At 64.7% G+C, this 19,746-nt stretch carries 17 protein-coding genes; 6 read left to right on the top strand and 11 right to left on the bottom strand.

The window, feature by feature from the left end; all coding sequences use genetic code 11:
• Window positions 1–149: 149 nt before the first annotated feature.
• The 3 genes from DESTE_RS08440 to dsrA all read right to left on the bottom strand — a co-directional run bounded on the left by DESTE_RS08440 (window position 150) and on the right by dsrA (window position 2,924).
• Window positions 150–383 (bottom strand): dissimilatory sulfite reductase D family protein, encoded by a 234-nt coding sequence (locus tag DESTE_RS08440; protein ID WP_007524227.1) that lies wholly within the window; start codon window positions 381–383, stop codon window positions 150–152.
• 63 nt (window positions 384–446) lie between these two features.
• Window positions 447–1,592: a dissimilatory-type sulfite reductase subunit beta gene (dsrB, locus tag DESTE_RS08435; protein ID WP_035066853.1), complete on the bottom strand. Its 1,146-nt coding sequence runs from the start codon at window positions 1,590–1,592 to the stop codon at window positions 447–449.
• An 18-nt stretch (window positions 1,593–1,610) separates the two neighbouring features.
• Window positions 1,611–2,924, bottom strand: a complete 1,314-nt coding sequence (dsrA, locus tag DESTE_RS08430) for a dissimilatory-type sulfite reductase subunit alpha (RefSeq protein WP_035066851.1) — start codon at window positions 2,922–2,924, stop codon at window positions 1,611–1,613.
• Window positions 2,925–3,468: 544 nt separating this feature from the next.
• On the opposite strand from dsrA, the gene DESTE_RS08425 reads away from it, so the two are divergent.
• Window positions 3,469–3,726, top strand: a complete 258-nt coding sequence (locus tag DESTE_RS08425; protein ID WP_035066849.1) for a hypothetical protein — start codon at window positions 3,469–3,471, stop codon at window positions 3,724–3,726.
• Window positions 3,727–3,842: 116 nt separating this feature from the next.
• Window positions 3,843–4,430 (top strand): hypothetical protein, encoded by a 588-nt coding sequence (locus DESTE_RS08420; RefSeq protein WP_035066847.1) that lies wholly within the window; start codon window positions 3,843–3,845, stop codon window positions 4,428–4,430.
• A 326-nt stretch (window positions 4,431–4,756) separates the two neighbouring features.
• Here DESTE_RS08420 and DESTE_RS08415 read toward each other — a convergent pair whose 3' ends face one another.
• On the bottom strand, window positions 4,757–5,635 hold the full coding sequence (locus tag DESTE_RS08415) for a DMT family transporter (RefSeq protein WP_035070024.1): 879 nt from the start codon (window positions 5,633–5,635) through the stop codon (window positions 4,757–4,759).
• Window positions 5,636–5,982: 347 nt separating this feature from the next.
• Between DESTE_RS08415 and DESTE_RS08410 the strand changes: the two genes are divergently transcribed.
• A complete protein-coding gene (locus DESTE_RS08410; RefSeq protein WP_035066845.1) occupies window positions 5,983–6,636 on the top strand; it encodes a septal ring lytic transglycosylase RlpA family protein in 654 nt (217 codons plus the stop codon).
• 573 nt (window positions 6,637–7,209) lie between these two features.
• Window positions 7,210–9,420, top strand: a complete 2,211-nt coding sequence (locus DESTE_RS08405) for an EAL domain-containing response regulator (protein WP_035066843.1) — start codon at window positions 7,210–7,212, stop codon at window positions 9,418–9,420.
• A 395-nt stretch (window positions 9,421–9,815) separates the two neighbouring features.
• Here the strand turns inward: DESTE_RS08405 and DESTE_RS08400 are convergent, their stop codons facing one another.
• The 6 genes from DESTE_RS08400 to DESTE_RS08375 all read right to left on the bottom strand — a co-directional run bounded on the left by DESTE_RS08400 (window position 9,816) and on the right by DESTE_RS08375 (window position 16,885).
• Window positions 9,816–10,166 (bottom strand): hypothetical protein, encoded by a 351-nt coding sequence (locus DESTE_RS08400; protein WP_035066841.1) that lies wholly within the window; start codon window positions 10,164–10,166, stop codon window positions 9,816–9,818.
• 5 nt (window positions 10,167–10,171) lie between these two features.
• Window positions 10,172–10,777, bottom strand: a complete 606-nt coding sequence (locus tag DESTE_RS08395; RefSeq protein WP_012612674.1) for a DUF8043 domain-containing protein — start codon at window positions 10,775–10,777, stop codon at window positions 10,172–10,174.
• Window positions 10,778–10,919: 142 nt separating this feature from the next.
• Window positions 10,920–12,716 (bottom strand): glycosyltransferase family 9 protein, encoded by a 1,797-nt coding sequence (locus DESTE_RS08390; RefSeq protein WP_035066839.1) that lies wholly within the window; start codon window positions 12,714–12,716, stop codon window positions 10,920–10,922.
• A 232-nt stretch (window positions 12,717–12,948) separates the two neighbouring features.
• Window positions 12,949–13,737, bottom strand: coding sequence for a septal ring lytic transglycosylase RlpA family protein (locus tag DESTE_RS08385; protein WP_051384390.1), 789 nt, complete (start codon window positions 13,735–13,737; stop codon window positions 12,949–12,951).
• Between the two features lie 533 nt (window positions 13,738–14,270).
• On the bottom strand, window positions 14,271–16,100 hold the full coding sequence (locus DESTE_RS08380; RefSeq protein WP_035066837.1) for a triose-phosphate isomerase: 1,830 nt from the start codon (window positions 16,098–16,100) through the stop codon (window positions 14,271–14,273).
• 2 nt (window positions 16,101–16,102) lie between these two features.
• Window positions 16,103–16,885 carry an aldehyde dehydrogenase family protein gene (locus tag DESTE_RS08375; RefSeq protein WP_035066834.1) on the bottom strand — a complete coding sequence of 261 codons (783 nt, stop codon included), beginning with the start codon at window positions 16,883–16,885 and terminating at the stop codon, window positions 16,103–16,105.
• Window positions 16,886–17,247: 362 nt separating this feature from the next.
• On the opposite strand from DESTE_RS08375, the gene DESTE_RS17615 reads away from it, so the two are divergent.
• Window positions 17,248–17,568 carry a transposase gene (locus DESTE_RS17615; RefSeq protein WP_198015345.1) on the top strand — a complete coding sequence of 107 codons (321 nt, stop codon included), beginning with the start codon at window positions 17,248–17,250 and terminating at the stop codon, window positions 17,566–17,568.
• Complete coding sequence (locus DESTE_RS08370; RefSeq protein WP_035066832.1) at window positions 17,535–18,389, top strand: IS3 family transposase; 855 nt, start codon at window positions 17,535–17,537, stop codon at window positions 18,387–18,389. The genes DESTE_RS17615 and DESTE_RS08370 overlap by 34 nt, the downstream gene beginning before the upstream one ends.
• Window positions 18,390–19,045: 656 nt before the next feature.
• Here the strand turns inward: DESTE_RS08370 and DESTE_RS08365 are convergent.
• Window positions 19,046–19,711 carry a potassium channel family protein gene (locus tag DESTE_RS08365; protein WP_035066830.1) on the bottom strand — a complete coding sequence of 222 codons (666 nt, stop codon included), beginning with the start codon at window positions 19,709–19,711 and terminating at the stop codon, window positions 19,046–19,048.
• Window positions 19,712–19,746: the final 35 nt, after the last annotated feature.

Below are 19,746 nucleotides of genomic sequence, written 5' to 3'. Positions count from 1 at the left end.
AGTGACGCCGATGGGTCCGGCCTGGGTGGCGGGTGATGGATGTGGCTGCCGTGCGCGGCGCGCATGGCGGGCGGGCATACGAAAAGAGCGTATGAACCTTGCAGTCCATACGCCTTTTCGGAAAAACAGTTCCCCGGCTTGGAGAACTACTATTCGCCCTCGGCCCCGGCCTGCTTGCCGGCGCCCTTGAGGCCGTACATGGTGGTGCTGCCGGAGGACCAGTATTCCAGAACTTCGGCGTTCACCAGCGCGGTGAGGATCTTCTTCACGTCGCGCGGGCCCTTGTCGGGGAACAGGTCGAGAAAGTCGTTGAAGTAGAACTTGCTCTTCGAGCCGGCCTTGGACTGCAGGAATTCCACGACCTTGTTCTTGGCTTCTTCCATGGATAGCCCCTTTGGTTATCCGGGGGCGGCAAACCCGCCCCCGGAATGTGGTTGCCTTCCGGCTTAGAACTTGAACTGGGTGCTCTGACGCCAGGTGTAGTAGGCCGGATCGCGGAAGTCGTCGATGAGGTGGTGGGTGAACTCAAGGCCGGTCAGCTTGAAGAAGCTTTCCCAACCGATGCGCTCGGCCCATTCGCCCAGACGTTCGTACTTGTTCGCGTTGGCGGCGTACACCTCGATGATGTGCTTGATCTTCGCGGTGAGCGAGGGCCAGCGCGGCATTTCGTTCGGGATGTAGGCCACGACGACCTTCGAGAACTTGGGCATGGAGATGCGGTTGGAAACCTTGCCGCCAACCATGATCACGCAGCCGTCGCCTTCGCCGTCAGAGATCGGCAGGGCGGGGCACATGGTGTAGCAGTTACCGCAGTACATGCAGCGTTCGTTCTTGATGGCGATGGAGTTCATCTTCTTGTCGCCGACTTCCACCTTGGTGGGACGCACGGCAGCAGTGGGGCAGGCGGAAACGGCCAGCGGGATTTCGCACAGCTGGTCGGTCCATTCGTGGTCGATCATCGGGGGCTTGCGGTGGATGCCCACCACGCCGATGTCGGAGCAGTGCACTGCGCCGCACATGTTGATGCAGCAGGCCAGCGAGATGCGGACCGGGGCGGGCAGACGCATGGACTGGAAGTCGGTGAAGACTTCATCCATGATCGCCTTGACCGGGCCGGAAGCGTCGGTGGCGGGGGTGTGGCAGTGCACCCAGCCCTGGGTGTGCACGATGTTCGACACACCGGCGCCGGTGCCGCCGATGGGGAACTTGTTGGAGCCGCCGGCGAACTTGCGCGAGGACAGGTCTTCCTTCAGCGCCTTCAGGCCCGCTTCGGTGTCGACCATGAACTCGACGTTGTTGCGGGTGGTGAAGCGCAGGAAGCCGCCGCAGTGCTTGTCGGCGATGTCGCACATCTCGCGGATGTGGGTGATCGACATCAGACGCGCAGCGCCAACGCGCACGGTGAACACCTTGTCGCCGGATTCGGCGACGTGCACCAGCACGCCGGGTTCCAGGATTTCATGGTACAGCCACTTCCCGAAGTTCTTGGCGATGAACGGGGGGAAGAAGGAGTCGTGCTTGCGGGGGCCGATGTCCGTGATACGGTTTTCCATCGGCTTTTCGGGATTGTACCCGGAAGAGATGAATGCCATGATGTGCTACCCCTCTTCTTATCTCTGGTGTCTCTTGCGGTATTCCGTGATGTCGCGATCCCAGCCGCCGGGCACTTCTTCTTCCTTGAAGAAGATGTACGGGTTGGAGCGAGGCTCCTGCACGTGCTGTGCCTGGGGTGCGATCTCGGTCACCTCGAGCAGCTTCTGGAAGCTGAGACGCTTGATGGTCTCGCCCAGACGCTCGCGGTTCTTGCCTTCTTCCATCCACCAGTCCCAGATCTTTTCGATGACTTCCTTGACTTCATCGAAAGGCTCGGTGACTTCCACGAAGGGAACCAGCAGCGAACCCATCTGGGCGCCGTCGAGGACGGGCGCCTTGGCGCCGACCAGGATGGACGCGCCGCGTTCGTCACCGATGCGCAGGGCGCGGGGCATGGTGTTGATGCAGTGCATGCAGCGCACGCACTCGCTGGTCTTGATGGACAGGGCGGAGCCGTTCCAGGAGATGCACTTGGAGGGGCAGCGTTCCACCACTTCGGCCACGATGTCGAACTTGCCCCAGTCGCGGCCCGAGTGGGCGCCCGCGTTGGGCTTCAGTTCGCCACCGACGTAGGCCTTGACGGCGGCCTGGTCGATCTTGATGTCGTCCTTCCAGGTGCCGATGACCGAGAAGTCGGAGCGGGCGATGGAGGCGACGCAGCCGTTGGGGCAGCCGTCGAACTTGAACTTGAACTTGTAGGGGAACGCCGGGCGGTGCAGTTCGTCCTGGTATTCCATGGTCAGGGCGTAGCAGCAGGCCTGGGTGTCGTAGCAGGCGTATTCGCAGCGCGACATGCCAAGGCACGCTTCGGGCGTACGCAGGTTGGAGCCCGAGCCGCCAAGGTCGGTGTTCATCTTGTGGGTCAGTTCGAAGAACAGTTCTTCAAGCTGCGGGGTCTGGGTGCCAAGCAGCACGATGTCGCCGGTGGAGCCGTGCATGTTGGTCAGACCGGAACCGCGCAGGTCCCACAGGTCGCAGAGCTGGCGCAGGTAGTCGGTGTGGTAGTACTTCGCCGCGGGCTGGTTCACGCGCACGGTGTGGAAGTGCGCCACGCCGGGGAACTGTTCGGGCTGGTCACAGTAACGGCCGATAACGCCGCCGCCGTAACCGAACACGCCCACGATGCCGCCGTGCTTCCAGTGGGTTTCACCCTCGTTGTAGGACAGCTCGAGCACGCCAAGCAGGTCTTCGGGGCAGTCCACCGGGATCTGGTAGTCCAGCCCCTTGGGGTTGGCAGCCCGGTAAGCAGCTTCCTGCTTGATGTCGGACACGAAGCTGGGCCAAGGCCCGGATTCGAGCTGGTCCAACTTGGGGGTTGCATGTTTCGCCATTGCCTTACCTCCACATTGGTTTGTTGAAGTTCTGGACTCTCAACAGACACGCCCATCGCCCCTGGGGCGCAACAGGACGGCGTCTTCCGGAGGTAAGGGCATCGGTCGGCGCGGCCCTTGCGCCCGGAAAACTCGTGATTTTTTGGACAAAGTAACGCCATTCCTAAAAGGATTCCGGCGCGTTGTCAAGCCCCGACGCAGGCTGGCACACCACCCCGCCGGGCGGCGGGGAAGCGGGCAAGCCCTTGTCGGGATTGCCGAATCGATGCAGGCGGCGGCGTGTCGGTGGCGCCGTATGCCCCGAATCGTTCCGGTGCCCGCCGCGTGTTCACGCGGGGACGGGGCATGGCAGTCTCCCCGTCGGACATCCTGGCGCCGCCATGCCCACCCATTGCGGGGGCCGGGCGACACTTGCCTGCTTGTAGCCCACCATCCGGGGAATGACAACAGCTTGCGCGTATCGGCGGGATAGGGCATTGACCGTATGCCCGCACCCGGCCACGGCGGCGGGCGCCATCCGCAGTTCATGTGTTCAGGAGTGCCCATGCAGGACGATCTTGGCCTTTATTACTACCCCGATCCCAACGACAAACGCACCCGCGTTTACGTGCGCTCCAGTGGCGGCAGCGTGGAATTTCGCCTGTGGCGCGCAGACCGGCCCGAGGTGTGGGAGCGTCACGAGTGGGTGCCGCTGGAAATCATCCGCCATGCCGCGGGGATGTACCGCGACATGGGGCGCGATGCCGATCCCCTGGTGCTGTACGACGAATCCGTGGCGCGCGCCCTGCTGAAGGCAAACTGACCGGGTTTGCCTGACGAAGGCACTGTGCGCAGGCCGATTGGGCGCCGCGAGAGTGGTGCTCGTGAATTCCGGAGCAAAGCCTGCCGCCATCAGGGGCAGCCTTGCCGGAGGGCCGCATGCATGAAGTCAGCCTTGGGGCCACCCTGCGCGACTATCTGACCGGGCAGGACGTGGACCACACCACCTACGAGGACCTGCGGCAGGCGCTGGCGCGGCTGCTGGTGGAGGAACTGGGCCACCCGCGCGGGCTGGTGGAGCCGCGCGTGCGGGTACGGTTTGATGCGCCGCCTGTTTCCCTTGCCGCCCCTACCCCTTCCGATGATCCCGACGAAGGCTGCCGCGTGGTGGACCTGACCCTGCGTGACGACGACGGCACGCCGCTGTGCATCGTGCTGTTCTGCCCCGGTGCGCCGGGCACCTATGTCCGCGAAAGCGTGGCTGCGGCCCGGCTGTTTCCCGGCGGCCCTGCACCGCTGGTGGCCGTGACCGATACGCGTGATGCCGTGCTAGTTGCCGCCGTGGATGGCGCGGTGCTGGGCGAAGGCATGCGTGCGCTGCCGAAGCGCGATGACCTGCGGCGGTTGGCGGCAGAGCATCCGTGTCCGCCGCTGACGCCGGACCGCGCTGAGGGCGAGCGGCGCATACTGGGGGCGTACACGGCGTTTCTGAAGCGGTGCTGCGGCGAGGATGTGTGTTTGTTGTAGGTGCGGGGCGGGATGTGGGGGAGGCAGGGGGAGGGGGAGTGCCCTGTTGGGTGCGGCCTCTACGAAGACAATCCTGCCCTTTCGGTCACGTCCGATCTCGTTATGCCTCCGGCGGGCAAGGGGCCATCGCTCAATGGCCCCTTGCCCGCTGGAGGCATAACGAAATCAAGAGGTATCAACAGGGCTGGCGTGTCTACGTGGAGGCCGCACCCAACAGGCACTGGTCCTCCACCCGCCAGAGGCATAACGAGACCGCCGTGGTCAAAGGGGCCGGACGGTCTTCGTGGAGGCCGCACCCACCAAGGCGCCAGCCTCTCCCCCAACCACTACGCCCTGTTCGTAATGAACACCCCGCACGTCACCAGCGCGGCCCCCAGCAGCAGCGACGCGGGCAGCGCCTCGCCCAGCATGGCCCAGGCACACACGATGGCCGTCAGCGGCACGAAGTTGATGAACACCCCGGCCCGGCCAGCGCCGATTTCCTTCACGGCCTCGTAGAACCAGGTAAATCCCAGCACGGTGCCGAACACGCCAAGGTATGCAGCCGCCACCCACATGGAGGTCGGGTATTCTGGCAGCGCCGTCCACAGCCCCTCGTGCAGTGCGAAGGGCAGCAGCATCACCGTGCCCACCGCGCATGACCAGGTCACCGCCGCCAGCGGCGACAGCGCGCGCATGACCACCTTGCCCAGCAGCGAATACGCGGCCCAACTGGCCAGGCAGCCCAGCAGAGCCACGTCGCCCCACGACAGGGCCGACGAGAACAGCGTCAGCGGGTTGCCCCGGGTGATGGCGATGACCGCGCCGCTCACGGACAGCAGGATGCCCGCCAGCTTGCGGCGCGACAGCGGCTCGCCCAGGAACAGCGCCGCGCCCACGGCGATGGCGATGGGGTTGTTGGTGACGATCACCGCAGCCCGGCTGGCGGGTACGGTGGCAAGTCCGGTGAAGAACAGGGCGTTGTAGGCGAATACGCCGGTGGCCCCCAGCAGCAGCACCCCGGTCCAGCCGTGCATGCCGAGCGAGGTCAGGCGCGGCAGTGCGCCTTCGCGGCGGCGCACGTACCAGAACAGCAACCCGGTGGCCATGGCAAAGCGCAGAAAGGCGGCGGAAAAGGGACCGGCGTGGGCGGCGGCGATGCGCCCGGCAACAAAGGTGCCGCCCCAGAACACGGTGGCCAGCATCAGCTTGGCATACAGCAACATGAACGACTCCCGCGTGCAGGAAAAGGCGCGGCGGCGCGGGCGCACGATGCGCGGGGCACGTCGCGGGAAGAACGACAGAAAATAATGCCGCAACACGGCTCTCGGCACACTGTGGCGCAACAGTATGTTGCCGCAACACCACTCCGTAACATGCCGGGATTGCGGCACGTTGACACGTGCGGCGATATACGGGAAAAACACGGTACTGTCGAGGTGCCACCCCCAAGGTTTGCCCGGCAGCCCGTTGCACAACGGGACAGACCGAACGTTGCCCCAGAGCCGCGTCCTTGCGCCGGGCAGGACACGACTCGCCACGATCTTCCGTGGCACGCAACCGCAGGAGGCCCATGACCCGACGCCACCCCCTACGATACCTGACGACCATCCTGATGCTCTGCGCGCTGCTTCCCGCGTCGCTGCCCGCGGCAGCCAGCGAGGCGCCCGCCAGACGTGGTCACGCCTCGTGGTACGGCGACGACCTGCACGGCAAGAAGACCGCCAGCGGCGAAACCTACGACATGAACGCCCTGACGGCCGCGCACAAGACCCTGCCCCTCGGCACCGTGGTCCGCGTGACCAACCTTTCCAACGGCCGCTCCGTGCTGGTCACGGTGAACGACCGGGGCCCCTATCGCGGCAACCGCGACATCGACGTTTCCTATTCCGCCGCGAAACAGCTGGGCATCGTCAAGCCGGGCAGCGCCGCCGTGCGCATCGAAGTGCTGGGCGACGCCAAGGGCCGTCCCCTGGACCCCGACAGCGCCTATTTCGTCCGCATCAGGTCGTACGCCAGCAAGGCCGAAGCCGAACGGCTGGTCCGCAAGCTTGAACGCGAGGGTGAAGCCGCCGCGCGCGTCCGTGCGCGCACGGAAAACGGCCGCAAACGCTGGATGGTCTGCGTGGGCCCCTTCCGCGACTTCGACGATGCGCGCGCCCTGCGCCGCCACCTGATGCAGCGCCACGCCGACATCGACATCGTGGCCGACCGCGCCCGCGACTGACCGCCCACCCCCGTCGCCCATCCCCGCCGTTCGGCACAGCCCACCCGCAGCCCGCCGACACGGTGGGTCGCCGCATGCCCGCCTTCATGGCTCGGGTATCTTCCGGTGCAGCCTTTTCTCCGGGTGATCTGTGCTGGTGCGCCAGGCTCCCGTTCCGGCCCCCTTCCTGCCCCTGCTCCGGCCCCCGTTCCGACCCCCGTTCCGGCCCATGTCCTGCCTCATGTTCCGCCCGCAGCCCGCTCAGGGGGCGCTCAATATCCGCCCGAATCCGGCTCCCGCCCGGCTTCGTTCGGCCCCGCTTTACAGGGCATGAACGCATGCGCGTCCCGCGCAGGCACAGTCTGGTACGGGCGCCACTGTTCGCCCACCGCCTCCCCCCGCATATCCGGCAGCCGTCACAAACTGCGGCCCGCATGTCGTTGCCCTGCGCCACAAGGCCGCATCGCCATAGAGCCGTCACCCCGCCGCCGCGCCCCAGGCATTTTTTTGTGGATAATTTCCCCGCTGCTTGGCAATCTGGAATGCAACATATCGCCAACCACATCAGCGCAAGCCACAGGAAACAGCCGCCCCATGCTCCAACGGCCCCCCCGCATTCTGACCATCGACGACGACGTCAACGTCCGCTCGAATCTGGTCGCCTATCTCGAGGACAGCGGCTTTGACGTGATCGAGGCGGAAAATGGCCGCCGCGGGCTCGAGGCGTTTGCCGAAAAGGCGCCCGACCTCGTGCTGGTGGATCTGCGCATGCCCGTCATGGGGGGCATGGAAGTGCTGGAACGCCTGCGCCAGGACGCACCCGAGGTGCCCGTCATCGTGGTGTCCGGCGTGGGCGTGCTGGAAGAGGCGGTGGAGGCGCTGCGCCACGGCGCGTGGGACTACGTGACCAAGCCGGTCACCGACATGCGCGTGTTGGAGCACGCCGTGAACAAGGCGCTGGAGCGCGCCCGCCTGCTGGAGGAGCGCAAGCGCTACCGCGAGCATCTCGAACAGGAAGTGCAGGAACGCACCCGCGAACTGCGCGAGACCAACGAGCGGCTGGTGGAGTATCAGGCCCTGCTGCAGGAGAAGAACCAGTTCCTGGAGGCCCTGGTGGAGGGCATGCCCAACCCGGTGTTCTACAAGACGCTGGAAGGCACCTACATCGGCTGCAACCGCGCCTTCAGCCGCCTGATCGGCCGCGCGCCCGAGGACGTCGTGGGCCGTTCGGTGCACGAGATACTGCCGCAGGAACTGGCCTGCCGGGTCGAGGAATCCGGGCGGCGGCTGGATGCCGTGGACGATGACGGCGCGGGCTACTCGTGCATGATCGACATGCGCGACGCCGCTGGCGAGGACCGGGTGCTGGTGCTGTACAAAAGCTATTTCCGCGACCGCACCGGCCACCGGGCGGGCGAGGTGGGCACTTTCCTCGACGTCAGCGAACTGAAGCGCAAGGAAGCGCAGATCGTCCACCAGGCCACCCATGACGAACTGACCGGACTGCCCAACCGCATGGGGCTGCGCCAGCGCATGGAGGACTACGCTCTCCGGGGCGGGCCGGACGCGCCGCTGGCGGTGCTGTACCTGGACATGGACAATTTCAAGACCGTCAACGACAGCCTGGGCCATGCCGTGGGCGACGAACTGCTGCGCGCCGTGGCGGGCCGCCTGGTGGGCATGGCCCCCCGGCGCGACATGGTGGCGCGCCTTGGCGGCGACGAATTCGTGATGCTGCTGCCGTTGTCGCCGGAAGGCGACGGCGAGGCGGCCGAGGCGGAATCGACCCGCATCCAGGACGCGTTCACCCGTCCCTTCAACGCCGCCGACCATGAACTGTACGTGATGCCGTCCATCGGCATCAGCGTTTCGCCCGACGACGGGCGCGACCCGGCCACCCTGCTGAAGAACGCGGAAATAGCCATGTACCGCGCAAAGGAGCAGGGCGGCGCGCGTTTTCGCCGTTTCACCCAGGCCATGAACGACGACGTGACCCGGCGCCTGGCCATCGAAAAGAGCATTCGCAAGGGGCTGGAAAACGACGAGTTCGTGGTGTTCTACCAGCCACGCGTGGACATCGTGACCGGGCAGGTGGCCGGCATGGAGGCCCTGGTGCGCTGGGCCCGGCCCGACGGTACCCTGGTGCCGCCCCTGGAATTCATTCCCGTGGCCGAAGACACCGGCCTTGTGGTGGCCCTGGGTGAACGGGTGCTGCGCGACGCGTGCATCCAGACCCGCCGCTGGACCGACGAGCTTGGCCCGTTGCGCATTGCCGTGAACATTTCGGCCCGGCAGTTCCAGCCGGACCTGCTGGACAGGGTGCAGGCGGCCCTGGCCGAATCGGGACTGCCGCCCTCGCAACTGGAACTGGAGATTACCGAAACCACCATGATGCGCGACCTGCCCACCTCGGTGGCCATTCTGGAGCGGCTGGCGGCGCAGGGCATCTCCATTGCCATCGACGATTTCGGCACCGGGCATTCCTCGCTGTATTACCTGAAGAATTTCCCCATCGACACCATCAAGATCGACCGTTCGTTCGTGCGCGACGTGCCCGGCGACGAGGGCGACGCCACCATCGTGTCCACCATCGTCACCATGGGCCGCAACCTGTCGCTGAATGTGGTGGCCGAAGGGGTGGAGACCGACGACCAGCTGGACTTCCTGCGCGCCCACGGCTGCCGCGAGGTGCAGGGCTACTACTACAGCAAGCCCCTGCCCGCTGACGGGTTCGCGGACTGGATGCGGGCGGCCCTGTCCGGAGGGTCCGGAGGGTCCGCAGGGGCCGCAGGCAGCCGAAAGTAGGGAAGTCGCGAGCGGCCCTGTCGGCAGGGGCCGCAGGGGCCACGAGCAGCCGGAGAGCTGGGACGGTAGCGAACGGCACCGGCAACTGGGGCGGTACCCGCAAGACGGCAAACGGGGGCCGGATGCGTGATGCATCCGGCCCCCGATTCGTTCGTATCCGGTGCCGTTATCGACAGCCCTGAGGGGGTGCTTCTAAATTAGGATTTTCGTTCGCTGGCAAGGAAAACAAGCCTGCCATGAGGGAATATACTCTTATCGTATTTGACCGAGATGGCAGATGAAGTTTGACCGCGTTGCGCACGATGCCCGTAAGGTTCGCAAACTCACCTAACGGGCACGCTTCGCGCCCTTCGGGTCGGTTAGCCAACGGGCGAAAAGGCAATTTAGAACAGCCCCTAGACCTGTCCGCGTCCCAGGGTGATGGTCAGCGGCGTGGAGCGCGTGGCCTGCCTGTAGCCGGTAAGGCGCTGCGATTCGCGGCGGGTCTGCTGCAACTGGCTGCGGATGTTCTCGTGCAGCCTGCGGGCCTCTTCGGTCAGTCGGCCTTGCAGGCACTGCAAGCGCAGCAGCTTGGCGCGCAGATCATGCAGCGCTGCCGGGTCGCGGCGGCTCCAGGCCATCTCCACCAGTTCCGCCCGCTCGCGCGAGGCGGATTCGGCGGCATCCACGTCACCGGCGGCAAGGGCCCCCAGTTCACGCTCGCCCAGTTGCAGAGCCATGTCGAGCAGGGAAAGGCTGTCGGCCATGGCTGCTACCCCTTGCTGGCCTGACGGATGTCCTCGCGCAGGGCCTGGATGACCTTCTTCCAGTTTTCGCAGGCAGGCAGGAATTCGTATTCCAGCAGGTCGGCCAGCAGAATCCAGTCCTCGTTTTCGAGAACTTCGGTCATTTCGCCCAACTGGTCGGAAAAACGTTCCACGTTGTCGCTGAAATCCTTGGTGGTCCGCAGCGAGAATTCGTTGCGCAGCACGCCGATCATGCCCATGAAGTCACGGGTCACTTCCAGCAGGTCCTGGAACATGTCCAGCGCCTCGGCGTCGTCGGCCTGGCGGAACAGCCCGGCCACCTGGCGCGCGCCGTCGGTCATCACCTGCACCACCTTGTACAGTTCACGGGTGATGTTCACGGCCATTTCGCCCACGGGCATGCTGCGGATCTCGACGGAGCGGATGTCGCGCTGTTCGATGTCCTCTGCCTGGTGGGGGTAGATTTCCGAAAACGCCTCGTCGTTGACGAGCACGTCGGTCACCACGCGGTTCTCGAGGTAGCTGCCCTCCATCACCTTGACGAGGATTTCTTCGAGATTGGCGAAGTTTTCCAGCTTGATATCGGCCTGGCGGCCATCAATAACGATCATGGGGTCTCCCTCCTGCATCCCGGCACCGGGAAAATTTGTCACGTCCGCCTGCGCTGAAGCAAAAAACGGACCAGAGTGCGGGAAGCACGCCCCGGCAGGCATGTACTGATACCGCTCCCGCGCGGCAACGGGAAAGGGAAGGTCAGATCGACGGGGAAAGGTGGTCCAGCCAGACCCGCACCAGCCCGCGATAGGCCGCCGCCAGGGCCAGCACGGAATCCAGCGAGCCGCCCGCCCCCTGCGATTCGCACAGCCACAGGTGGCCCAGCACGTTGAACAGTGCGCTGTTGTCCCACAAGGCCTGCACGCGGCTTACGGTGCCGAGGAAGCGCGACTTGGCCATGTCCGAGGGGCGCACCCTGAGCAGGCCGCCCTGTTCGCCCATGAGGTGCAGCAGGGCGTCGGCCTGATGCAGTTCGTCGGCGGCCCGGGCGCGCAGGTCTTCGGAAAGCACGCAGGGTCCATGCGGTGGCCGAATGGACCGGGCAGGCCGGGCATCGGTAGACTCGGGGGGCTGCATCCGGGGCAGGTCAAGAAACTGACGATAGAAATGGCGTTGCAGGCGTATCCAGCGGGTGCGGTCTTCCGCCTCGTGGCCGGACAGCGAGACAAGGTCCATGAACCCGCGCCCGGGCATGGTCATGGTCGGGGCATCGCCGGTTGCGAGCTCCGCATCCGGCTCGCGCAGGGTGCGCCATACCCGCGCCTCGCTGTGGGCATCCGGATTTGCGTCCGCTGTGGCAGGGAACGTGGCGTCGGATGGGGTTTCCGGCTGCGGCCACTGGCCGGTGGTCAGGTGGGCACGGGCCAGGTCGAACACGGTGGTGGCGGAAATGACCCTGCGGCAGCGTTCGCCATGCGGGCAGGGTGCGCCGAACGGGCAGGGGTGGCAGTCCAGCGCGGGTTCCAGGCAGCAACAGTCCTGCCGGTAGGGGCCGGTGTCCCACGGCTGGGCCGTGGCCAGAAAGATGGCCAGCACCGGCACGTCCAGCCCGGCGGCCAGATGCATGGTGCCGGTGTCGTTGGTGACCAGCATGCGCATGTGGCGCAGGGTGGCGGCCAGTTGCGGCAGGCTGGTGGCGCCGATCAGGTCGATGCAGGGCACCGGCCCGCTTGTTCCGGTTCCGCCGACTCCACCGGCCCCCCCGCCACCGGCGTCTTCCGCCAGCGCCGCGCGCAGCCGTTCGCCCAGCGCGCGCTCGCCGCCCGCGCCCAGCAGCACCGGCACCAGTCGCAGTTCGCGCCACAAGCGGGCGGCCAGCGCCGCGAAGTGGGCCACGGGCCAACGGCGGCGTTCCTCGCTGGCGCCAAGCTGCATGGCCACGTACCCGGCATGGCCGGGCGGCGCGGCCTGGGCGAGCCGTGCCCCGGCCTCGGCCAGGGCGTCCGGCGCGGGCGCGCGCAACTCGTATACCGGGTCCACGTCACCCACGCCCGCCGCCATGCGGAACAGGTCCACGAGGTTGAACGGACTGCATCCGCGCTGCCGGGTGGAGGCTTGCAGGAAGGCCGACCACGGGTCGGCGTTAACACCGAACCCGAACGGGTCCAGCCCGAAGCCGCGCAGGTCGCCCCCGGGCCCCTTGTCGTTCCCGTCATCCCCGTTCCCTGCCAGCAGCCGTGCCAACAGGCGACCGCCCAGCGTGGCCGTAAGGTTCAGTACGGCATCATGGGCATAGGCATCGCGCAGCCGTTCGGCCCAGGTCATCAACCCCGCCGTGCAGGCCCGCCAGTCGCCGCCGGGCTGCACGCCCGCCAGCAACGCCGAACCCGGCAACGCGGCCACGTGGTCCACGCCTTCCAGCAGTTCCGCCGCCCCGGCAAAATTCTCCAGACACACCAACCCCACCCGGTGCCCCTGCGCACGCAGGCCATGCACCACCGGCTGCGTTTGCAGCAGGTCGCCGAAGCGGGTCAGGTTCACCAGCAGAAGGTTCATGGCGCATCCTTACCGTGAGCAGGTCCGAAAGGAAACGGGGAGAGAGGGAAAGGACTGGGAAGGGTTCGCTTGTGGACGAGGCTGCCGCTTCAACCCATCACGCGAATGTCGGGTAACGGGGTGCAGTCCGAAAGCCTTCCCATTTACAAAGCACTTCACGCGTTCTGAGAGAAAAGGGGGTGCAGGGGGCTCGCCCCCTGCCCGCCGGAGGCTTACAAAAGACGACGCGTCCCTAATCCGCAACCACGAAGTTGACCGCAAAATCCCCCTTCAACTTCTCGCGCATGCGCTCGGCCTCGCTCAGGGTGCTCCACGGGCCCACCTGGACGCGCCAGAACCGGACCATGTCGGCCCAGTACATCCGGGCGTTCCAGCCCTGGCCCTGCAGGCGGGTCACCAGACGACTGGCGTTGTCCTTGTTGGAGAAGGCCCCCACCTGCACATAGAAGCGGCCGGTCATGTCGCCGTCCTGCAGGCCGGGCACGTCGCCCACGGTTTCCACGCGCACCCGCGCGGTGCCGGGGCCCAGCATGCCGATCTGGTTGGCGGCGGTGTTGGTCAGGTCGATGATCCGGTCGCCCACGAAGGGGCCACGGTCGTTGACGCGCACGGTGGTGGACCGGCCGTTCTGCAGGTTGGTCACCTTGACCACGGTATTGAACGGCAGCAGCTTGTGCGCCGCCGTCAGCCCGTACATGTCGTAGATTTCGCCGTTGGCGGTCTTGCGACCGTGAAAATCCTTGCCGTACCACGAGGCCACGCCTTCTTCCGAAAACCCGTGCGCCGAAAGCAGCGGATGGTAGGTCTTGCCCATGACCGTGTACGGCTTGGCGCGCGGCCCCTGGGGCTGGCCCTTGGGGTACTTCACGGACTGGTCCGACGGCGGCGTGGAAATGCGGCGCGGGCCGGAACCGCAGCCCGCCGTCAGCAGTGCGGCAAGCAGCAGCAGTATGATGGGCCAGATGAGGGAGACGAGGCGGGACGGCGCGGAACAGGTCTGGCAGGGGCGAAGGTGCGGCATCAAGGCTCCGTCGGGTTGCGCCGGATACGGCGTGTACGCGGCCATGAGCGAATCATGGCGCAATCGGGCGGCAGCGGAAAACGGTGGTTCCGGATGCGCACGGCATGCGGTCGCGGCGGGGGCGCACATTGCCTTGGGCGGTCACGCCGAACACAATCCGCCGAACACAATCCGCCGAACGTGAAGCCCCGGGCAGGTGGGGCACGACGCGCCGTGCGTTTTCCGAACTGTTACCGAAAACCGGCGCGCACGCAACTGCTTGCACATCCGCCTGTCTCGCAACGCAGCACATGGTGGCGGGCAAGGCGCGATGCCGTTCCGCCCACGTCGATGCGGCGGCGTGCGCCCACGCCACGCGGGGGGTACCCCGCCGCCGCAGTCCGGTTTGGCCGTGACACGGCAGGGGCCCGCCTGCGGCGAAACCAGGGCTTCGACCCAGCCCGCGTGCTGCTCACGACGCGGCCGCGCGGTTGCAGGCCGCAAACAAGAAAGGCCCGGAAGCATCGCCGCTTCCGGGCCTTTCCATTCGGTCGCTATTCTTCGGAATCGCCGTCCACCACGTCCTCGATGGCCTCGGCCTGGCGGAGCAGCTGTTCGATCTGGATGTCCGCGCCGATGACCCCGGTGATCTCGTCGTTGTCGTCGGTGACCGCCGTGGACACGGTAAGGATCAGCTGGCTGGTGAACTGCGACTGGTACACGTCGGTGATGTGCAGTTCGCCGGTCTGCATGGGCCGGATGAACCAGGCGCGGTTGGAGAAGTCGAAGCCCAGCGGCAGCTGGTCGTACTTCGACTTGTACGCCGGATCGGTGATGGCGGCGGAGAGCAGCTTGCCCTCCTTGTCGGTGAGGTACAGGTACTGGATGAACGGGTACTCGCGCACGAAATCGCGCATGCACGGGTACTTGTCCTCGCCGCCAAGGCCGGTGATCTGGCATTCCTGGGCCAGCTTGATGATCAGGTGGGCCGAAAGTTCGCCCGCCAGCTTCTTGATCTGGTCAAATTCAGAGGCGAACAGTTCGGGCATGAAGCGCCGCACCAGGGCCTTCATTTCCTTGTTGGAGAAGGACGTGTTGCGGCCCTTTTCGTAGGCGTCCATGATCTTGGTGTAGATCTTGCCCACGGCGGGATGCTTCTTGGACACGTGCCGGGCTTCCGGCAGGCCCAGGTACTGGTTGATCCAGTACGCCACGCCCGCGCGCCCCGACTTGTCGGTGATGATGATGGGCACCGGCCGGTTCAGGATCTTGCGCGTGTCGAAGATGTTGTAGATTTCCTCGTTCTTGGCCAGGCCGTCCACGTGGATGCCCGCGCTGGTGGCGTTGAAGTCCTTGCCCACGAACGGATAGTTGTCCGGAATGCGGTAATCCAGTTCCTTCTCGAAGAACTCGGCGATCTCGTTGATGACGCGGGTGTCGGCGGCATCGTCGTCGCCGGTCAGCGAGATGTATTCGATCACCAGCGCTTCAAGCGGGGTGTTGCCGGTGCGCTCGCCAAAGCCCAGCAGGGTGCAGTTGACGCCGGAACAGCCGTACAGCCACGCGGTGGCGCCGTTGATGAGCACCTTATGGAAGTCGTTGTGGCCGTGCCATTCCAGCCACTGGCCGGGCACGCCGCCTTCGTCGGTCAGGGCGCGCACGATGCGCGGCACCGAGCGCGGCAGGGTGGCGCCGGGGTAGGGTACGCCGTAGCCCATGGTGTCGCACATGCGGATCTTGACCGGCTGGCCGCTCTGCTTCGAAAGATCCATCAGCTTGCGCGCGAAGGGCAGGCAGAAGCCGTGGATGTCGGCGCGGGTGATGTCCTCGAAGTGGCAGCGCGGGGTGATGCCCCATTCCAGGGCCTGTTCCACCACGCGCAGGTAATTTTCCATGGCCTTTTCACGGTCCAGGCCCAGCTTGAGGTACAGGTGGTAGTCCGACACGCTGGTCAGCAGGCCCACTTCCTCGAACTCCATGTCCCGCGCGATCTTCAGATCGTTGACGTTGGCCCGTATCCACCCGGTGACATGGGGGAACTTGTACCCCTTGGCCCGGCAGGCCTCGATGGCCCTGCGGTCCTTGTCGGAGTACATGAAGAACTCCGAGGCGTGGATGAGGCCGCTGCGGCCGCCAAGGCGGTGCAGCATGTCGTAGATCTGGACGATCTGCTTCACGGTGTAGGGCGGGCGGGCCTGCTGGCCGTCGCGGAAGGTGGTGTCCGTGATGAACATCGGTTCCGCCGGCCGCGGCATCAGGAAGATGTCGTCGAACTCCACGCGGCTGATCTTGGAATAGGGAAAGATCTCGCGGTACAGTTCGGGGTCGTCGCGGTTCTCCAGCCGTACGCGGGAGGAAGCGCGGTTGAGATGCAGCAGGCTCATGGCTAGATGGCTCTCCTTCGGGGGGTCTGGTCGATACGCTGTTCCGCCTCGGCCACAAGGCGGTGCGCGCGCTGGCAGCCGGGCGCCAGGGCCACGGCGGCGTGTGCGGCGCGCAGGGCATCTTCGGGCCTGCCGCCGTCAAGCAGGGATTCCCCTGCCTGGATGAACATGCGCTCCGGCTTGTCGTCGTACAATCCTTGCAGCAGCGGCCCGTATTCTTCGCCGAACACCGAGCGCACAAGCTCGTCGCGGTCGAACAGCAGCCGCGCAAGCAGCCTGTTGCCGCCATGGGCGGCGTAATACAGGCACATCAGCCTGCGGATGCGGCCAAGGATGTAGCGGATGCGCCGGATTTCGCGCTCCATGCTTTCCCGTGTCTGGGCCAGCATGGATGCGAGCGGCTCGACGATGGCCCGCAACTCCTCCCCCATGTCCTGCTCGCGCAGGGCCCGGTACTGCGGCGCGTAGTGCTGGTGCTGGTAGGCGTCTTCCTTCAGCTTCACGCATTCGTGAAAGGCGTAGCCCACGGCCCAGTCCAGCATGGGCGCCACAGGGTCTTGCGCCGGGTCGTTGCGGAAGAGGTGGTGCGCGGTGTCCTTCAGACGCCAGAGCAGCCCCTTGTTCATCATTTCGCCCAGAAGATCGCGCATGACGGGGAAGGAAACGGCACCGGCCTCATCGAAGCGGTGGAACTGCCCCTCAAGCACGACGCTCGCCATGCAGAAATCCCGCATGACGTCCCGTGCGAATTCGGCCAGATTGGCCTCTACCCAGCGTCTCGACATGGTGCGTGGTACTCCAAGCTGGGATGTATAGCGTGATTTGACAAGAACGGGAAGTATGGGGTGGGAGGCTATCGCCGTGCGCGGCGTGGTCTTGATGAAGACAGGCGCGTGACCAGGGCACTTAAGTTCGTTATGCCTCCGGCGGAAAGCAGGCTGTCGCCATGGCGGGCACGGCTTCTACGAATACACGCCAGCCCTGTTGACCACGCTCGATTTCGTTATGTCTCCGACGGGCAGGGGGTGTTGTAACGAACACCCCCTGCACCCTGGTATGCCCCCCATTAGGTGGACAACGTAAAAAAGCCCCACTAGGGAATGACGTTGTAACCTGATGGGGGTGTTTTATGTCACAGCGGAACTTTATGACGTATAGCAAGGAATTTAAGGAGGCTGCGGTCAAGCTCTATCTTGAGGGCAATAAGGGCTACCAGCAGTTAACCAATGAATTGGGATTGAAGGACAAGAAGACATTGCGCACTTGGGTTGCAAAATTCCAGCGTGGTGAATCTCTTGAAGATGGCCGAGGCAGGCAAGGAGAGCGCTGCGGTCGACCGCGTACAAAGTTTGCTTCCGCTGAAGAGGAGCTCAAATACGTCAAGGCGGAGCTTGAATACGTAAAAAAGTTGTATCGCTCCCGGTTCGGTCACGAATGGGGAGCGCACAAAAAGGGTGGAATTTCTTGATAGTCGACGAACTGCGGAGTCGTTACCCACTCGCAGTTCTTCTGAAGCATGCAGGAATATCCAGGTCTGGATTTTACAAGTGGAAGAGCACATTCTTTCAACAGCGTGAGAACGACACTGTCGAGATGCATATCACCGCAATTCACTCGCTTCGTCCGTATTACGGATATCGCAGGATGTCCGTTGCGCTCAAGCGAGAAGGATTGCTTGTGAATCACAAGCGCGTGTACCGACTGATGCGTAAACTTGGCATTCAATCCACCATTCGCAAGAAACGGAAATTCTTTGGAAGGGTGGGGAGCAGTCTTTTTCCGAACCTGCTGAAGCGGGATTTTTCAAGCATGCAGCCTGGCAGAAAGCTCGTGACAGACATTACATATATCCCCGTCAAGAGTGGATTTATGTATTTGTCAGTCATCCAAGACCTGCACAATAACGAAATCATTTCCCACAACATGTCAAATCAGAACAATCTTGATCTCGTCTTTGCCACTCTGCGTGCCCTTCCCAGGCACGAGGACAAGGCTATTCTACACTCTGACCAAGGGTTTCAATATACGCACAAGACATACGCGGACAGGCTTACGGAAATGAACTTACGCGGCAGCCATTCCAGAAAAGGCAACTGCCTTGACAACGCTGTCGTTGAGTCATTTTTCTCGCACTTGAAAACCGAAATATTTGCTACCCAAAATGTCCTACCTGCTGCCGAGACTATGATCTTGGTAGAAGAATACATCCGCTTCTACAATGCGGAACGTTTCCAAAAGAGGCTTGGCCAACTTTCCCCTGCGGAATACAGGGAAAAGCTGGCCGCCTGAATGATGCCCCCAGGGGGCTTTTTCACTGTCTACTTGACGGGGGTCAGACCACCCCCGCGTTCCATGGGGCTCCGCCCCCTGGACCCCCGGCGTATCTTGCGCGGCGTCCCTTCGGCGGCAGCTTCCCTCCGGCGCAAGGCGCCTCCGGGTGATCTGCCGCCGGTGCCGCCAATGCGCCCGAGGCTCCCATTGCCTCAATAACGCATGAGTGCCTCTACCCGCACGTATTCTGCACCGCGTTCCTTTCGTCGGCAGCTTCCCTCGGCCAAAGCGCCTTCGGGTGATCTGGCGACGGGAATGCGATGTGCGCGTGGCTCTCGCTACCTCTATCCCGCCTGGTTGCCCTGTCCCCCGCCCTCGTTGCGACGCGTGGGGTGTTTCCGTTGGACAAGGATAGCGCACGGTTCCCAATTTTCGGTCTGTCGTATTGCCCCAAGCAGCGGCCTCCTGTCCGTCAGAGACATAACGAAATCGAGGGCAATCAAAAGGGCAGGACTGTCTTCGTAGAAGCCGCGCCCAGCGGCGCGCGACAGCTCTTTTGCCTTCCGCCGGAGGCATAACGAAATCAAGCGTGGTCAAACGGGCTGGCGTGTCTTCGCAGAGGCCGCATCCATCAGCACGCGCCCCTTCCCATCTCCTTCGCCGCGCGAATGCCTTCAAGGCGCCAGCCGCAACACATCCTCCTGCTTGCCGATGACCACCAGCGTGTCCCCCCGCTCCAGGGTTTCAAGCGCCTGCGGCACAAAACGATATTCCTTGCCGCCCGCGGGCTTCACGGCCACCACCATGACGCCGTAGTCGTTGACCAGCTTCAGGTCCAGCAGGGTGCGGCCCGCCCACTTGTCCACCACCAGTTCCTGCACCAGCACCCCGCCGCCCAGGGGCAGCAGGTCGAGCATGCCGGGGTTGGCCAGGCGGTGGGCCACGTGGGTGGCCACGTCGTGCTCGGGCAGGATCACCAGGTCCACGCCAAGCCGCGTGAGCACCTTGCGGTGTTCTACGGAGGCCGCCTTGACCCCGATCTTGCGCGCGCCAAGTTCCTGAAGGTTCAGCACCGCCAGCAGCGAGGTCTCCATGGAATCGCCCACGCTTACGAACACCATGTCCAGATCCTGGAAGCGCAGTTGCTGCAACACCGCTATGTCCGCCGCGTTGGCCTGGTAGACCTGCGCCAGCACGTCCTGGGCAAGGCGCACGCGATCCTCGCCGGTGTCCAGCCCCACCACGGTGTGGCCCATGCCGGTCAGGGTGCGGCCCAGTTGCAGGCCGAACTTGCCAAGGCCCACGATGCCGATTTCCAGTTTCTTCGCCACATTCACCATGGGATGCTCCCGGATGCGTCGCCTGCCGGCGTGGA

The organism is Nitratidesulfovibrio termitidis HI1 (assembly GCF_000504305.1).
GTDB classification, from domain to species: Bacteria; Desulfobacterota; Desulfovibrionia; order Desulfovibrionales; family Desulfovibrionaceae; genus Cupidesulfovibrio; species Cupidesulfovibrio termitidis.
The sequence above is the reverse complement of the archived record's forward strand: the minus strand, read 5'-3'. Positions and strand labels throughout refer to the sequence as shown.

Bases quoted from the DNA above. Each gene is read 5' to 3' on its own strand.
- DESTE_RS08440 (WP_007524227.1), bottom strand. From the start codon at position 383: ATGGAAGAAGCCAAGAACAAGGTCGTGGAATTCCTGCAGTCCAAGGCC.
- dsrB (WP_035066853.1), bottom strand. From the start codon at position 1,592: ATGGCATTCATCTCTTCCGGGTACAATCCCGAAAAGCCGATGGAAAAC.
- dsrA (WP_035066851.1), bottom strand. From the start codon at position 2,924: ATGGCGAAACATGCAACCCCCAAGTTGGACCAGCTCGAATCCGGGCCT.
- DESTE_RS08425 (WP_035066849.1), top strand. From the start codon at position 3,469: ATGCAGGACGATCTTGGCCTTTATTACTACCCCGATCCCAACGACAAA.
- DESTE_RS08420 (WP_035066847.1), top strand. From the start codon at position 3,843: ATGCATGAAGTCAGCCTTGGGGCCACCCTGCGCGACTATCTGACCGGG.
- DESTE_RS08415 (WP_035070024.1), bottom strand. From the start codon at position 5,635: ATGTTGCTGTATGCCAAGCTGATGCTGGCCACCGTGTTCTGGGGCGGC.
- DESTE_RS08410 (WP_035066845.1), top strand. From the start codon at position 5,983: ATGACCCGACGCCACCCCCTACGATACCTGACGACCATCCTGATGCTC.
- DESTE_RS08405 (WP_035066843.1), top strand. From the start codon at position 7,210: ATGCTCCAACGGCCCCCCCGCATTCTGACCATCGACGACGACGTCAAC.
- DESTE_RS08400 (WP_035066841.1), bottom strand. From the start codon at position 10,166: ATGGCCGACAGCCTTTCCCTGCTCGACATGGCTCTGCAACTGGGCGAG.
- DESTE_RS08395 (WP_012612674.1), bottom strand. From the start codon at position 10,777: ATGATCGTTATTGATGGCCGCCAGGCCGATATCAAGCTGGAAAACTTC.
- DESTE_RS08390 (WP_035066839.1), bottom strand. From the start codon at position 12,716: ATGAACCTTCTGCTGGTGAACCTGACCCGCTTCGGCGACCTGCTGCAA.
- DESTE_RS08385 (WP_051384390.1), bottom strand. From the start codon at position 13,737: ATGCCGCACCTTCGCCCCTGCCAGACCTGTTCCGCGCCGTCCCGCCTC.
- DESTE_RS08380 (WP_035066837.1), bottom strand. From the start codon at position 16,100: ATGAGCCTGCTGCATCTCAACCGCGCTTCCTCCCGCGTACGGCTGGAG.
- DESTE_RS08375 (WP_035066834.1), bottom strand. From the start codon at position 16,885: ATGTCGAGACGCTGGGTAGAGGCCAATCTGGCCGAATTCGCACGGGAC.
- DESTE_RS17615 (WP_198015345.1), top strand. From the start codon at position 17,248: ATGACGTATAGCAAGGAATTTAAGGAGGCTGCGGTCAAGCTCTATCTT.
- DESTE_RS08370 (WP_035066832.1), top strand. From the start codon at position 17,535: ATGGGGAGCGCACAAAAAGGGTGGAATTTCTTGATAGTCGACGAACTG.
- DESTE_RS08365 (WP_035066830.1), bottom strand. From the start codon at position 19,711: ATGGTGAATGTGGCGAAGAAACTGGAAATCGGCATCGTGGGCCTTGGC.